15 protein-coding genes are annotated in these 13,355 nt (G+C 62.1%); 2 read left to right on the forward strand and 13 right to left on the reverse strand.

The features are described from left to right. Window positions 1-11: 11 nt before the first annotated feature. From deoA to ACO06F_RS10565, 7 genes are all read right to left on the reverse strand, one after another. Window positions 12-1,319 (reverse strand): thymidine phosphorylase, encoded by a 1,308-nt coding sequence (deoA, locus tag ACO06F_RS10535; RefSeq protein WP_421692715.1) that lies wholly within the window; start codon window positions 1,317-1,319, stop codon window positions 12-14. A 1-nt stretch (window position 1,320) separates the two neighbouring features. Continuing rightward, entirely contained in the window at window positions 1,321-2,103 is a 783-nt protein-coding gene (locus ACO06F_RS10540) for a purine-nucleoside phosphorylase (protein WP_421692716.1), read from the reverse strand. Then, window positions 2,100-2,492: a cytidine deaminase gene (gene cdd, locus ACO06F_RS10545; RefSeq protein ID WP_421692717.1), complete on the reverse strand. Its 393-nt coding sequence runs from the start codon at window positions 2,490-2,492 to the stop codon at window positions 2,100-2,102. The genes ACO06F_RS10540 and cdd overlap by 4 nt, the downstream gene beginning before the upstream one ends. 1 nt (window position 2,493) lies before the next feature. After that, window positions 2,494-3,441 carry an ABC transporter permease gene (locus ACO06F_RS10550; RefSeq protein ID WP_421692718.1) on the reverse strand — a complete coding sequence of 316 codons (948 nt, stop codon included), beginning with the start codon at window positions 3,439-3,441 and terminating at the stop codon, window positions 2,494-2,496. Then, window positions 3,442-4,545 carry an ABC transporter permease gene (locus ACO06F_RS10555; RefSeq protein ID WP_421692719.1) on the reverse strand — a complete coding sequence of 368 codons (1,104 nt, stop codon included), beginning with the start codon at window positions 4,543-4,545 and terminating at the stop codon, window positions 3,442-3,444. It abuts the gene before it with no gap. Continuing rightward, window positions 4,545-6,062, reverse strand: coding sequence for an ABC transporter ATP-binding protein (locus ACO06F_RS10560; RefSeq protein ID WP_421692720.1), 1,518 nt, complete (start codon window positions 6,060-6,062; stop codon window positions 4,545-4,547). The genes ACO06F_RS10555 and ACO06F_RS10560 overlap by 1 nt, the downstream gene beginning before the upstream one ends. 76 nt (window positions 6,063-6,138) lie before the next feature. Next, window positions 6,139-7,140 (reverse strand): BMP family lipoprotein, encoded by a 1,002-nt coding sequence (locus ACO06F_RS10565; protein WP_421692721.1) that lies wholly within the window; start codon window positions 7,138-7,140, stop codon window positions 6,139-6,141. Between the two features lie 212 nt (window positions 7,141-7,352). Here ACO06F_RS10565 and ACO06F_RS10570 point away from each other — a divergent pair, with 212 nt between their 5' ends. Together ACO06F_RS10570 and ACO06F_RS10575 are read left to right on the forward strand one after the other, a co-directional pair. Further along, a complete protein-coding gene (locus tag ACO06F_RS10570) occupies window positions 7,353-7,775 on the forward strand; it encodes an Hsp20 family protein (RefSeq protein WP_421692722.1) in 423 nt (140 codons plus the stop codon). Between the two features lie 3 nt (window positions 7,776-7,778). After that, window positions 7,779-8,045, forward strand: a complete 267-nt coding sequence (locus tag ACO06F_RS10575; protein WP_421692723.1) for a DUF1150 family protein — start codon at window positions 7,779-7,781, stop codon at window positions 8,043-8,045. A 243-nt stretch (window positions 8,046-8,288) separates the two neighbouring features. Here ACO06F_RS10575 and ptsN read toward each other — a convergent pair whose 3' ends face one another. The 6 genes from ptsN to lptC all read right to left on the reverse strand — a co-directional run bounded on the left by ptsN (window position 8,289) and on the right by lptC (window position 13,351). After that, complete coding sequence (gene ptsN, locus ACO06F_RS10580) at window positions 8,289-8,762, reverse strand: PTS IIA-like nitrogen regulatory protein PtsN (protein WP_421692724.1); 474 nt, start codon at window positions 8,760-8,762, stop codon at window positions 8,289-8,291. 29 nt (window positions 8,763-8,791) lie between these two features. Next, a complete protein-coding gene (gene hpf, locus ACO06F_RS10585; RefSeq protein ID WP_421692725.1) occupies window positions 8,792-9,364 on the reverse strand; it encodes a ribosome hibernation-promoting factor, HPF/YfiA family in 573 nt (190 codons plus the stop codon). A 242-nt stretch (window positions 9,365-9,606) separates the two neighbouring features. Next, the gene (gene rpoN / locus ACO06F_RS10590; protein ID WP_421692726.1) at window positions 9,607-11,127 is read right to left on the reverse strand and encodes an RNA polymerase factor sigma-54; all 1,521 of its coding nucleotides are present in this window, start codon (window positions 11,125-11,127) and stop codon (window positions 9,607-9,609) included. A gap of 197 nt (window positions 11,128-11,324) precedes the next feature. Next, the gene (lptB, locus tag ACO06F_RS10595; protein ID WP_421692727.1) at window positions 11,325-12,152 is read right to left on the reverse strand and encodes an LPS export ABC transporter ATP-binding protein; all 828 of its coding nucleotides are present in this window, start codon (window positions 12,150-12,152) and stop codon (window positions 11,325-11,327) included. 39 nt (window positions 12,153-12,191) lie between these two features. Then, on the reverse strand, window positions 12,192-12,770 hold the full coding sequence (locus tag ACO06F_RS10600) for an LptA/OstA family protein (RefSeq protein ID WP_421692728.1): 579 nt from the start codon (window positions 12,768-12,770) through the stop codon (window positions 12,192-12,194). Further along, window positions 12,767-13,351 carry an LPS export ABC transporter periplasmic protein LptC gene (gene lptC / locus ACO06F_RS10605; protein WP_421692729.1) on the reverse strand — a complete coding sequence of 195 codons (585 nt, stop codon included), beginning with the start codon at window positions 13,349-13,351 and terminating at the stop codon, window positions 12,767-12,769. Before lptC ends, ACO06F_RS10600 begins: the two co-directional genes overlap by 4 nt. Window positions 13,352-13,355: the final 4 nt, after the last annotated feature.

A 13,355-nucleotide genomic window follows, 5' to 3' on the forward strand; every position in this document is an offset into this window, starting at 1 on the left:
GTCAGGCTCCCTCAGGCTGTGATGCGCGCAAGGATATTGGCTGAACTCCCAGCGTGATCACCCACAGCATAGGCGCTTTTGACAAGCCCCGCAGCCCTTGCGAATGACGCTTCATCCGCCGCGTGGACAAGACAAAGCGGGGTTGCAGGACTGACGCTCGCACCCTTTCCGAGAAGTGCCGAGAGACCCACACGGTGATCAATCCTGTCCGTGGCCACGCGGCGGCCACCACCCAGTTCGATGACGGCTAAACCTAAGTCCCGCGTGCGGATGGCGCTGATTGTTCCCGCCTCCCCCGCATGCACGGGGCGGATGATGGGTGCGGCGGGAAGATAACTCGCGTGATCAGCAAGGAAGTTTCGCGGGCCGCCAAGGCCCTGCACCATGCGCTCGAAATGTTCTGCAGCGCGCCCGGAGCGGAGTGTTTCCTGAAGCCGTGAGTGGGCCTGCGGGCGATCTGCCTCAAGGCCCGCACTCACCAGCAGCTCCGCACCCAGCGCCAGGGTGATCTCCAGCACCCGGGCGTCCGCGCGCCAGTTGAGCAGCATCTCACAGGCATGGGCCACCTCCAGTGCGTTTCCCGCACAAGGTGCAAGCGGTTCATCCATATCGGTGATGAGGGCTGTCGTCCGCAGTCCAGCCCCATTGGCAACGGCAACGAGGCTTTCGGCCAATTCTTCCGCCTCTTCAAATGCCGCCATGAAGGCGCCGGAGCCCACCTTCACATCGAGAACCAGATGCTCGAGCCCGGCCGCGAGTTTCTTCGAGAGGATGGACGCCGTGATGAGCGGGATCGATTCCACCGTCGCCGTGACGTCCCGAATGCCATAGAGCCGCTTGTCCGCCGGGGCCAGATCCGCCGTCTGCCCGATGATGGCGCAGCCCGCCTCGCGCGTCACCTTGGCGAACAGGGCCAAATCCGGCTGGGTCACATAGCCCGGGATGGAATCGAGCTTGTCCAGCGTGCCGCCCGTATGGCCGAGGCCGCGGCCGGAGATCATCGGAACATAGCAGCCGCAGGCGGCGAGCATGGGAGCAAGGAACAGCGAGAGATTGTCGCCGATGCCGCCCGAAGAATGTTTATCAACCACGGGGCCTGGCAAATCCCACGCCAGAATGGTGCCGGAATCGCGCATGGCCAGCGTCAGCCCCACGGCCTCCTCCCGGCTCATGCCGCGGAAGAACACCGCCATGGCAAAGGCCGCCACCTGGCCCTCGGACACGCTGCCGCCGGTGAGGCCCGCGATGAAGGTCCGCACTTCTTCGCGGCTCAATTCCGCCCCGTCGCGCTTCCTTCGGATCACCTCCTGCGGAAGCATCTCAGCCGTCCTTCAGGAAGCGTGTGATCAGCGCCTTCATGTTCGCCGCCGCGCGCGCGCCTTCACGCTTCGTCTCCTCATGGCTGGGGGATGCACCTTCAATTCCCGCTGCCAGATTGGTGATGACGGAGAGGCCCGCCACTTTCAGGCCGAAGCGCCGCGCGAGAATTGTTTCTGGTGCCGTGGACATACCGACCGCAGAGCCGCCGATGATCTGAAACATGCGAATTTCCGCAGGCGTCTCGAAGGACGGCCCCGAATACCAGCAATAGACGCCTTCATGGAGGGGAATGCCTTCCGCCGCCGCGGCCGCATGAAAACGCTGGCGCAGGGCGGGGTCATAGGCGCCGGTCATCGGTACGAAGTTGTCATCGCCATGCTGGCCTATGAGCGGGTTCATGCCGGAAAAATTGATGTGGTCCGCAATCAGCATGATGGCGCCCGGCCGCATCTCCGGCTTCAGGCTTCCGGCGGCGTTGGTGAGGATCAGCGTTTCAATGCCAGCGCCTTTGAGCATTTCGATGGCCGGGCGCATCACCGCGGCATTGCCGGATTCATAGGGGTGGGCGCGGCCCGCGAGAACCGCGACTTGGGCGCCGCCCAGCAGTCCAACGAACAGCTTTCCCGCATGGCCAGAGATCTTTGGCAGCGGAAAGCCGGGAAGCTCCGCATACGGAATGATAAGCGGGTCCTCCACCGCTTCTGCCAGCGCACCCAGGCTGGAGCCGAGGATGATGGCGGTCTTTGGCGCGCGGGCACCAAGCTTTTCGGTCAGAGCATTCATAGAAGATTTTCCGGGCCGAAAGAGAAGGGCAGCAGCTCCTCCAGCGTGAACGTCTGGATCACGTCGCCCTGCTCGGTGCAGCAGTGGATCTTCACCTCCGGCCCTGCGAATTCGCGGATCTTCTGGCGGCAGCCGCCGCAGGGCGTGCACAGCGCTTCGCCATTGCCCATGACGGCGATTTCGGTGATCCTGCGGCCGCCCGCCATGATCAGCGCCGCAATAGCGGAAGGCTCCGCGCACCAGCCCTGCGGGTAGGCGGCGTTCTCGATGTTGCAGCCGCCGTGGACACGGCCATATTCGTCACGCATGGCAGCGCCCACCAGAAAGCTGGAATAGGGTGCATGGGCCTTGAGCCGCGCCAGGCGCGCTGCTTCGATCAGGTCCTTCATGTCAGCGATCCTTCGTGTAGGGAATGCCAGATGCCTTGGGCGGAATCGACTTTCCGATGAATCCCGCGAGCAGAACGACGGTCAACACGTAGGGCAGCATGTTGATGAACTGCACGGGGATTTGAAAGCCGCCGATTGAAACCCCTTGTGCGAAATTGCCAATGGCCTGCAGGAAGCCGAACAGCAGGCAGGCGCCCAATGCAGGGTAGGCGCGCCAATTGGCGAAGATCAATGCAGCCAGCGCCATGAAGCCCGAACCCGCCGTCATGTCCCGCACGAAGCTCGAGGAGAGCGAGGTTGAGATATAAGCGCCCGCAATGCCACACAAGAGGCCGGCGATCAGCACGGCCCGGTAGCGCAGCCAGGCAACCGAGATCCCCGCCGTATCCACCGCCTGCGGGTTCTCGCCCACAGCGCGCAGCCTGAGGCCGAAGCGCGTGCGCGCAAGTGCCCAGGCACTGAGCGGCACAATGGCGAAGGCCACATAGGCGAGGATCGAGTGGTTGAGGAAAACCTTCGCCAACGCACCCACCACCGGAACGTCATAAAGTGCGGGAAACTCGAAGGGCAGGAAGCGGCCTTCGGGTGGCAATGCCGGGGTGCGGCCACCCTCCCGGAACCATTCATTGCCCAGCACCACGGCAAGCCCCGCCGCCAGCATGTTGATGGCAACGCCCGAGACCACCTGGTTGCCGCGCTGGTTGATCGAGGCATAGCCATGCACCAGCGCAAAGGCGACAGAGGCGAGAATGGCGCAGAAGAGTCCGATCCAGGCAGAGCCAAAGACGGCTGCAGCGGAAGCGGCAATAAAGGCCGCAATCAGCATCTTGCCCTCAAGCCCGATGTCCACGATGCCGGCGCGCTCAGACCACAACCCCGCAATGCAGGCGAGGATGAGCGGCACGCTCATGCGGATGGTCGAGGCGAGAAGTTCGACATAGAGGTTCATCTAGTGCTCATCCTCCAGCCGGAAGAAGAGCGATGCCACGATGGGCCGGAAGGCATATTCGAGCGCGCCCATGAACAGGATGACGAGACCCTGGATCACCACCACCATGTCCCGGTTGATGTCGGGCTTCGCGAAGGAGAGCTCGGAGCCGCCCTGATAGAGCAGGCCGAACAGCATGGCGGCGAGCAGAATGCCGACGGGGTGCGAGCGGCCCATGAGTGCCACCGCAATTCCCACAAAGCCCGCACCGCCCACAAAGCCCAGCAGCAGGCGGTGCTGCACGCCAAGGATCTCGTTCACCGCCATCATGCCGGCAAGTGCGCCCGAGATCACCATGGCAATCACGATGATGCGGTCCGGCCCAATTCCGGCATAGACGGCGGCCGCGGGGTTTGCGCCCAGTGCGCGGATCTCATAGCCGAGCTTGGTGCGCCACAAGAGGTACCACACCGCCCAGGCCGCGATGAGTGCCAGGAAGACCGAGAAGTTGAGCGGCGAGGAAGCGATCCTGACGCCGAAATAATCCCGCGCCACTTCGCGCGCGCTTAAGATATAGGCCCCGGTGATCTCCCGGCTTTCAACCGCCATCTTGCCGACGGGGCGGAACCAGTAATTGATGAGATAGCCCACAAGGCTTGCGGCGATGAAGTTGAACATGATCGTGGTGATCACGATGTGGCTGCCGCGCTTCGCCTGCAGAATGCCCGGTATCCAGGCCCAGAAAGCGCCCATGGCCATGGAGGCGAGGATCGCCAGCGGAATGAGGATCGGCCAGGGCAGAAAATCAAGGCCCAGCCCCACGGCGGCCGCACCGACGCCAGCCATATAGGCCTGGCCTTCGCCACCGATGTTGAACAGCCCGGCATGGAAGGCCACGGCGACGGCCAGGCCCGTGAACACGAAGTTGGTGGCATAGTAGAGGAGATAGCCCCAGCCTTTGAGCGAGCCCACGCCCCCCTTCAGCATGATCCACATCGCCTCGAAGGGGTTCTCCCCGATGATGACGACGACGAGGCCAGACACGATCAGCGCCACGGCCAGGTTGATCAGCGGGATCAGCCCCACATCCACCCATTGCGGCAAGTCTCCGCGGGTTTTCATCATCAGGCGGCATCCTGTTCGACGCCGGCCATGAGGAGGCCCAGCGCGCGCTCATCCGCATCAGGTCCGCGCTCGCCCATCACGCGGCCCGCAAACATCACCAATATGCGGTCAGACAGCGAGCGTATTTCATCGAGCTCGACGGAGACGAGCAGCACGGCCTTGCCCTCATCGCGGAGCTGAATGATACGCTTGTGAATATATTCAATGGCGCCGATGTCAACGCCGCGCGTCGGCTGCCCGACGATCAAAAGGTCCGGGTTGGAAAAAATCTCGCGTGCGATGATCAGCTTCTGCTGGTTGCCGCCTGAAAATTTGGCCGAACGCAGCAGAGGATCCGACGGGCGCACGTCAAACTCTTCCATCTCGCCGCGGGCCCGCGCAATCACCTTGTCGCGGTCCAGCCGGAAACCGCGGCCCAGCGCCTCATCATGATGCCATCCCAGAATGGCGCTCTCAGCCGCCTCGAAGGAGCCGATCAAGCCGCAGTGCTGCCGGTCTTCCGGCACATGGGCAATGCCCTCGGCGCGCACGCGGGCCGGGTCACCCAGGCGGCCAATATCCTTTCCCTCGAAAATCACCTGGCCCGAAGTGGGCTTCGCCACTCCTGCGATCACATCCAGCAGTTCAGACTGCCCATTCCCGGAGACGCCTGCGATGCCCACGATCTCGCCCTTGCGCACCGAGAAGGACACATTGTCCACCCGCGCTATACCCTTACGGTCCTTCCAGGTGAGGTTCTTTACTTCCAGTACCGTCTCACCCGGCTGCGACGGCCCCTTGGCGACATTGAGCAGCACATGGCGGCCCACCATCAGCTCGGCCAGTTCCATCACATCTGTCTTCATCGTCTCGCGGGTTGCCACCACTTCACCGCGCCGCATGACGGAGACTTGATCGGTGATGGCGATGATCTCGCGCAGCTTGTGGGTGATGAGGATGACGGTCTTGCCCTGATCCCTGAGCGTGCCGAGGATGCGGAACAGGTGGTCCGCCTCATCCGGCGTCAAAACGCCGGTGGGCTCATCCAGGATCAGGGTTTCAGCACCGCGGAACAAGGCTTTGAGGATTTCCACGCGCTGCTGCAGGCCAACGGGGAGTTCTCCCACGATGGCATCGGGGTCGACGTCGAGCTCATAATCATGGGCGAGCCTGGTGAGCTCGGCCCGGGCCTTGGCGAGTGCGGGCCCGATCAGCGCGCCGCCTTCCGTGCCCAGCACCACATTCTCGAGAACCGTGAAGGGCTCCACCAGCATGAAATGCTGATGAACCATGCCGATGCCGAGCGCGATCGCATCCGAGGACGACCTGATCCTGACCGGCTGGCCCTTGATGCGGATCTCGCCCGCGTCAGCCTGGTAAAAGCCGAAGAGAATCGACATCAGGGTCGATTTCCCCGCCCCATTCTCGCCGATGATGCCATGGATCGAGCCGGGCGCGATCGCGATCGTCACGTCCTTGTTGGCGTGGACAGCGCCGAAGCGCTTGTCGATGCCGATCAGTTCGATGGCGGGAGTCATGCCGCAGCCCCTGTCCAAAGCCTGACGCAGCGAGCCGCTTCGCCCTCCCGGGGAAGCGGCTCACTGACGATCCGGCTTATTGCACCGGGCAGGTGTTGTCTTCGGTGTAGTCATGCACCTTGATGGTGCCGGCGATGATGTCCGCCTTGGCCTTCTCGACGGCGGCCAGCATTTCAGGGGTGAGCAGCGGCTTGTTGTTGTCGTCCACCGCATAGCCCACGCCATCCTCGGCGAGGCCCAAGGCCTGTATGCCGGGCTTGAAGGTGCCATCCTTGCCGGACTTCATGACATTGTAGACGGCCACATCCACACGCTTCAGCATGGAGGTGAGCACCTTGCCGGGGTGGAGGTAGTTCTGGTTGGCATCAACGCCGATCGACAGCGCGCCGCCATCGGCTGCTGCCTGGAGAACGCCGAGGCCGGTGGCGCCGGCGGCGGCATAGATCACATCCGCACCCTGGGCCATTTGGCCCTTGGTGATTTCGCCGCCCTTCACGGGGTCGTTCCAGGCTGCACCTGTGTCACCCGTCATGTTTTGGATGACGGCCGCATCAGGCTTTGCGGCCTTAACGCCTTGCGCATAGCCGCAGCCGAATTTGCGGATCAGCGGAATGTCCATGCCGCCCACGAAGCCCACCTTGCCGGACTTTGACGCCATGCCGGCCAGCACGCCCACGAGGTAGGAGCCTTCCTGTTCCTTGAACACGATGGACTGGACGTTGGGCAGGTCCACCACCATATCGACGATTGCGAATTTGAGGTCCGGATATTCCTTGGCCACCTTCTCCACGGCGGCCGCCTGGGCGAAGCCCGCAGCGATGATCGGCGAATAGCCCTGGTCGGCGAAATTGCGGATCGCCTGCTCGCGCTGGGCTTCCTGGGCGATCTCGAACTCGCCGTAGGCGATGCCGGTTTCGGCCTTGAACTTCTCGGAGCCGTTGAACATGCTCTCGTTGAAGGACTTGTCGAACTTGCCGCCGATGTCGAACACGATGGCCGGCTTGTCATCTGCCGCGAAGGCTGCCGCCGCCGACATGGCGAGAGCTGCCACGGCACCGAGAAGTGAACGTCTGAGCATGTTGTTTCTCCCTGTTGTTCCGGCAATTAAACCACAACCGGCCACAGGCTGCGAAGCCAAAATTTGACCGGATGATGAAATCATTGCGCCCCCCGCAGGGGCCCAAACCCACCCATCTTGATTCCGGGGAACAGCTTTCTCATATGATGGTTGTAGCTGGAATGCCGCTTTCGGGTTCCAGCTCCGGTTGCTGCTTCACAAGGGCAAAAGGAATGTCACGTCTGTCAGTTTTTTCTTCGCCTCTCCTGCTCGGGTTCGAGGAGCTGGAACGGATGCTCGACCGGGCATCCAAGACCTCGGGAGACGGCTATCCACCCTACAATATCGAACGGCTTGCCCGGGTAGAGGGCGAGGCCGAGCGGCTGCGCATCACGCTCGCCGTTGCGGGGTTCAGCCGCGACGACCTTGATGTGACGGTTGAGGAGAACCAGCTGGTGATCCGCGGCCGGCAGAAGGAAGAGGACGGGAAGGCTTACCTGCACCGCGGCATCGCAGCGCGCCAGTTCACGCGGAGCTTCGTGCTGGCGGACGGCATGGAAGTGACCGGAGCCCGGCTGGACAACGGCCTGCTGGAGCTTCACCTCGAACGGCCAGAACCCCGGCGGGTTGTCCGCCGAATCCAGATTGGAGGGTGAATCATGAAGACCAACGAGAACTTTGGAAAGACCGTCGAACTTTCCCCGCAGGATCTTGCCCTGCTGGGCGAGGGCGACCTCGGATACATCCGGGAGATCGAGGTGCAGGAGGCGCAAAAGCTGCTCGGCAGCCAGACCAGCGTTTCACCCGATTCGAAGCTTTTCTGCCTGTATAATGCGGACGGTACACCCGTTTCGATTTCAGGGTCGAAGGAAGCCGCATTGGGCAGCGCCTTCGAGCACGAATTGATGGCGATGAGCGTTCACTGAGGATTGATACTTTCCGCCGCCTTGCTCACTTACGAGCGGGCGGCGGGAACTTTCTTCTTGACTTTTTTCCTAGTATAGGCTAGATGTCCTTCAGCGTGCTTTCTGCTGATTGACATCGTGAATCTGTTCCAGGCCCGGCCGCCTCCCCTCAGCCCGGCTTGACCGGTCATCCTCTTTGGGGCGGCAAAGAGGATGACCGGATCAAGTTCGGGCATGGGTGACGTCAAGGGATTGTGCGGAGCGCTAGGCTGCCGAGACGTTGGGGTTGGCGGCGGGCTCCGTCAGGATGGCATAAAGGCCTTCGGCGTCATCCGTTCCGCGAAGCTTTGCAACCACGCCAGGATCGCGCAGGATGCGGGAAATCTTGGCGAGCGCCTTCAGGTGGTCGGCCCCGGCGTGTTCGGGCGCCAGAAGCACGAAGACCAGATCCACCGGCTGGCCGTCCACCGAATCGAAATCCACCGGCTGCGCGAGCCGCGCAAAGAGACCGTAGACGCGGGCAATCGAAGGCACCTTGCCATGGGGAATTGCGATGCCCTGGCCGATTCCCGTGGAGCCCAGCTTTTCGCGTTTCAGAAGCGTCTCGAAAATCACTCGGTGATCAATGGCCACGCGGGTTGCCATCGCCTGAGACAGCTCGTGCAGAAGCTGCTTCTTGTTGGGCGACTTGAGGTTCGCGAGAACCGACTGCCTGTCGATAAGGGAATCGAGCATCATGCGGGGAGATCCCGTGAAGGTTCCAAGTCTCAGGCCGCCGGCTTGGGATCGACCCAGCCGATGTTGCCGTCGGGACGCCTGTAGACCAGATTGAGTCCACCGTGCCCGCCGTTTCGGAACAGCAGGAACGGCTGGGTTGAAATGTCCAGCTGCATAACCGCCTCACCAACTGAGAGTTCCGGAAGTTTCAGATCCGTCTCGGCGACGACGACGGGGTTGGCGCCATTGGTCTCTTCGCTTTCTTCCGCGGTGCCTGAAATGACATAGCTTTGCGCCTCGAAGTGCCGGACCGGCTCCCGGCGGGTGCGGTGGTGATCCTTGAGGCGCTGCTTGTAGCGGCGCAGCTGCTTCTCGAGATGGGCGGCTGCCTGGTCGAAGCTCGGATGAGCTTCGGCGGCACTGCCTTCGGCCTGCAGCACCATGCCCGTTGCCAGGTGCAGGGCGCAGTCGGTGGAGAACCCGACACGCTGTTTCGCCACCGTCACGTGGGCATGCATGGTCCCGTCAAAATATTTCTGCTGGATGAGGTTCAGTCGGGTCTCGATGTGCTCACGCAAGGCGCCGCCAATGTCGAGATTCTTACCGGTGACTTTGATCTGCATGGTCGTCGCAAATATCCCTGCTTCGCCCTGCTTTACACATGGGCGCGTTTGCCTAACTCGTCAACTGGCCTGTCTCGCTTGCCCGAAACGCGCCGCTTCTCTGTCCCTGACGCTTGCCCGAAAATGACCCGCAAAAGTGGAAGCCACCTTTGCATTTGAGATCACCTCCAAGTTGCTGATCTTGCGCGGATCGTGACCTTCGCCCCGAAGCGGGCGGACCCTAGTCGAGGCTCAGGGCGGCGTCAACGCTCTTGGGCACTGTTTGCACGGGCTTCGCGGCGGCGTTGAACGGATGAGGGAATTCCCAATCCTTCCCGATACTTGGCAACTGTCCGCCGGGCAATTTCAACGCCCCCTGCCTTCAATTTTTCCACGATCGTATCATCGGACAGAATACGCTCGCCCTCGGCCGAAATCAGATCGCGGATCCGATGGCGCACGGCCTCGGCGGAATGGGCATCGCCATCAAGGTCAGAGGAGGCAATGGCCGTGGTGAAGAAGTATTTCAGCTCAAAAATACCTCTGGGAGTTGCCATGTATTTGTTGGAGGTCACCCGGCTTACGGTCGACTCATGCATCTCGATCGCTTCGGCAACGGTTCGCAGGTTGAGGGGGCGGAGATGCTGGACGCCAAGCAGAAGAAACGCATCCTGCTGGCGCACGATTTCGCGCGCCACCTTGAGGATGGTCTTGGCGCGCTGGTCCAGGCTCTTCACCAGCCAGGTGGCGTTGGACTGGCATTCGGACAGGTAGAGCTTGTCCTCGCTGCGCGCGCCCGATGAGACGCGCGCGAGATATTGGTTGTTGATCAGCACCCGCGGCAGCGTCTCGGTGTTGAGTTCAACGGTCCAGGTCCCTTCGGGCGAGGGTCTGACGATGACATCGGGAATGACGGGCTGCAGTGGCTCCGCACCGAAGGCGTGCCCGGGCTTCGGGTCCAGCGCACGCAGCTCCGAGATCATGTCCTTCAGATCTTCCAGGTCGACGCGGCAGTGGCTTTTCAGCGCTGCGTAATCGCGCTTGGCCACAAGATCGAGATTGGCGATCAGCACCGCCATGGCCGGGTCGAAGCGATTCCTGTCCTTCAGCTGCAAGGCCAGGCATTCTTTCAGATCGCGGGCAAACACGCCCGGCGGGTCACAGCTCTGCAGTTTTTCGAGCACGGCCTCAACGTGGCTTTGGGTGGCCCCCAGCGTATCAGCCATGCTGGCGGTATCAGCCGTCAGATAGCCGGCCTCGTTCAGCATGCCCACCAGATGCTGGCCGATCAGCCGGTCGGACGGTTCGGTGAGGATCAGGTTCATCTGGTCGGTCAGATGTTCTGCCAGGGTCGGCTGCCTGGTCAGCGTGGCATTGAAGTCAAGGTCTCCCCCATCGAGGGATAGGGCCCCTTGCGGCCGGAGCGATGACCAGCCCGAATCCTGTGGTGGCCCGGCCGCCTCGCGGTTTGCGGCATCGGCGCGGGCCTCATGGGTGTAGACGTTGTCGAGGTCGGTATCGAGCGTGCGCAGTCGCTCTTCCGCGCCGCCGGTGGAGGCAAGGGCACTCACCATGTCGGGCTGGCTTTCGTTCGGTTCGGCGTTGCGGCTTTGCGAATCGACGCGCTCATCGCGTTCGAGCAGCGGATTGCGTTCGAGCTCCTGATCGACGAAGGCCTGCAGCTCGAGGTTCGACATCTGCAGGAGCTTGATCGCCTGCTGCAGCTGCGGCGTCATCACAAGGGACTGGCCCTGGCGCAGTTCCAGCCTCTGGTTCAGCGCCATGGCGCGTTCCTCAGAGCTCTAGAGCGTCGGACGGTCAATTGAATTCCTACTCCCTCTCCGCGGGCATTCCAGCGCAGGCTGGGATCCCGCTTTGCGCCCGAACCTGAAGCGAAGATAGCGGGATTCCAGCCTTCGCTGGAATGACGGGAAGCCTGGGGTTTAAACTGCGGTCCGATCTCAACGGATTGCACGCCGCTCTAGAGGCTGAAATCGGCGCCGAGATAGTAGCGCCGGACGTCTGGGTTGCTGACGATTTCCTGCGGGGTGCCCTGGGTCAGGACCTGGCCCTCATGGATGATGAGTGCCGTGTCGATGAGTTCGAGGGTTTCCCGGACGTTGTGATCCGTAACAAGCACCCCGATTCCCCGAGAGGTGAGCTGTCGCACCAGCTTGCGAATATCACTGATCGCAATCGGGTCAATTCCGGCAAACGGTTCGTCGAGGAGCATGAATTCCGGGTCTGCTGCGAGGGCGCGCGCGATTTCCACGCGGCGACGCTCTCCGCCAGATAGTGCAACAGCCGGCGAACTCCGGAGGTGGGTAATGGAGAACTCATCGAGCAACTCACGCAACTTACTTTCGCGCTTCTGCTTCGAGCCCTCGGTCAGCTCCAGCACGGCGCGAATATTTTCCTCCACCGTGAGGCCGCGGAAGATCGAGCTCTCCTGCGCCAGATATCCGATTCCCAGCCTTGCCCGCCGGTACATGGGCAAATGGGTGATATCCGCGCCGTCGAGGGTGATCCGGCCGCTGTCGGCGGCAATCAGACCCGTGATCATATAGAACACGGTCGTTTTGCCGGCGCCATTGGGTCCCAGAAGTCCCACAGCTTCACCGCGCCTGACGGAGACCGACACATCCCTGACCACCGGCCGCCGCTTGTAGGACTTGCGCAGTCCTTCCACAACGAGGCCCGGACGATCCGGAGCGGCCGTTCCACGTTCGCCCGGCTGCGGATTCTGTGCCCGCTTGGGCGCCCTGGCCTGAGCCTGCCTGTCTGCCACCACGTCTTCGTCACGCGCCAAATGAGTGTCCGCCAAATAGGTTAATTTTGGATTGGCTGGTCATTTGGGAAGGAAGCTTCCCTTGACCCGCCCGCCCGTCATCTGCGTCCGGCTGGTCTTGAGATCGGAATGGAGCTCGTTGCCGACAAGCACGGTCGTGCCCTGCACCAGCTTCACTTTGCCGCCCACCACCAGCTTTTCCGTCTGGGGATCGTATTTTGCCCAGTCGCCAGTGATCGTTTCCTTGGGAGTGGTGATCTTGACGTTGCCCTTGGCGTCGAGATCGGTTGCATCGGTCTTGGTGGTGCCGTCCGGCTGCTTCACATCGGCGTAGGTCACCGTCAGCGTGTCGGATTTGAGGTTGGTCGTCCCCTTGGTGGCATCGACAGCGCCGCGGAACACGGCCTTCTTTTCAGTATCGAGAATTTCCATCTCATTGGCCACGATGTCCACCGGCACCGGCGGCTTTGCTGCTTTCGCTGCCTTGCCGTCTGTCTTCGCATCCGTCTTGCTGCCGGTCTTTGCGTCGGACTTGGTGTCCGATTTCGCTGGGGCCGTGGTTTCGGTCTGGGCCAGCAACGGCCCGGCGGTGAACAGGAACAATGCCGCGGCGCCGGCGGCGGCGAGCCTCAAAGTCATGGATTGGTCTCTCCCTTGCCTTGTTGCGCACTGAAACGCGCCTTGACGCCATTCAAGAACAGAATTCGCGCACCGTCATCGGTTATTTGCATGCCGTGCGCATTGACCGTGCCCGACGCGAAGTTGGCGGTGACGGGTCCGTTCGAGACGAGCGTCTTCTGCTTGACCGCGATATTGGCCGTTTCCATGTGCGCCGTGAAGCGATCCTTCTGCTGAAGGACCACATTGCCCTTCAGATCGAGTGTCTTCAACTTTGTGTCATAGTTGCCGGTGACACCGGTGATCGTATATTGGGTGCCGCTGGCGCGGCGGAACACGCCGCGGGGCTCTTCCAGGTGAACCAGATTGGGCGTCGCGTCATCCTGCCAGCCCCGGGTTGCCTCAACCTGATAAGGCTGCTTCGAATCGTCTATGCCGCTCACGGTTGAAGTGCCTGCCGTAATCTGATCCGGCCTCACATCCGGTGGTGGCGGCGCAATCTGCCTTGGAAGAAGCAGCTGGAACAGGCCTGCCTGAGCCAGGAAGGCAATCACGAAGCCAATGCCGATTGCAGCGGCAAGCCAGCTCAGGACGCGCGCCACGGCG

The organism is Aestuariivirga sp. (genome assembly GCF_965227715.1).
Taxonomy (GTDB): domain Bacteria; phylum Pseudomonadota; class Alphaproteobacteria; order Rhizobiales; family Aestuariivirgaceae; genus Aestuariivirga.

Coding starts and splice junctions, on each gene's coding strand:
- ACO06F_RS10570 (WP_421692722.1), top strand. CDS start 7,353: ATGTCACGTCTGTCAGTTTTTTCTTCGCCTCTCCTGCTCGGGTTCGAG.
- deoA (WP_421692715.1), bottom strand. CDS start 1,319: ATGCTTCCGCAGGAGGTGATCCGAAGGAAGCGCGACGGGGCGGAATTG.
- ACO06F_RS10555 (WP_421692719.1), bottom strand. CDS start 4,545: ATGATGAAAACCCGCGGAGACTTGCCGCAATGGGTGGATGTGGGGCTG.
- ACO06F_RS10565 (WP_421692721.1), bottom strand. CDS start 7,140: ATGCTCAGACGTTCACTTCTCGGTGCCGTGGCAGCTCTCGCCATGTCG.
- hpf (WP_421692725.1), bottom strand. CDS start 9,364: ATGCAGATCAAAGTCACCGGTAAGAATCTCGACATTGGCGGCGCCTTG.
- ACO06F_RS10560 (WP_421692720.1), bottom strand. CDS start 6,062: ATGACTCCCGCCATCGAACTGATCGGCATCGACAAGCGCTTCGGCGCT.
- ACO06F_RS10600 (WP_421692728.1), bottom strand. CDS start 12,770: ATGACTTTGAGGCTCGCCGCCGCCGGCGCCGCGGCATTGTTCCTGTTC.
- ptsN (WP_421692724.1), bottom strand. CDS start 8,762: ATGATGCTCGATTCCCTTATCGACAGGCAGTCGGTTCTCGCGAACCTC.
- cdd (WP_421692717.1), bottom strand. CDS start 2,492: ATGAAGGACCTGATCGAAGCAGCGCGCCTGGCGCGGCTCAAGGCCCAT.
- rpoN (WP_421692726.1), bottom strand. CDS start 11,127: ATGGCGCTGAACCAGAGGCTGGAACTGCGCCAGGGCCAGTCCCTTGTG.
- ACO06F_RS10550 (WP_421692718.1), bottom strand. CDS start 3,441: ATGAACCTCTATGTCGAACTTCTCGCCTCGACCATCCGCATGAGCGTG.
- ACO06F_RS10540 (WP_421692716.1), bottom strand. CDS start 2,103: ATGAATGCTCTGACCGAAAAGCTTGGTGCCCGCGCGCCAAAGACCGCC.
- ACO06F_RS10575 (WP_421692723.1), top strand. CDS start 7,779: ATGAAGACCAACGAGAACTTTGGAAAGACCGTCGAACTTTCCCCGCAG.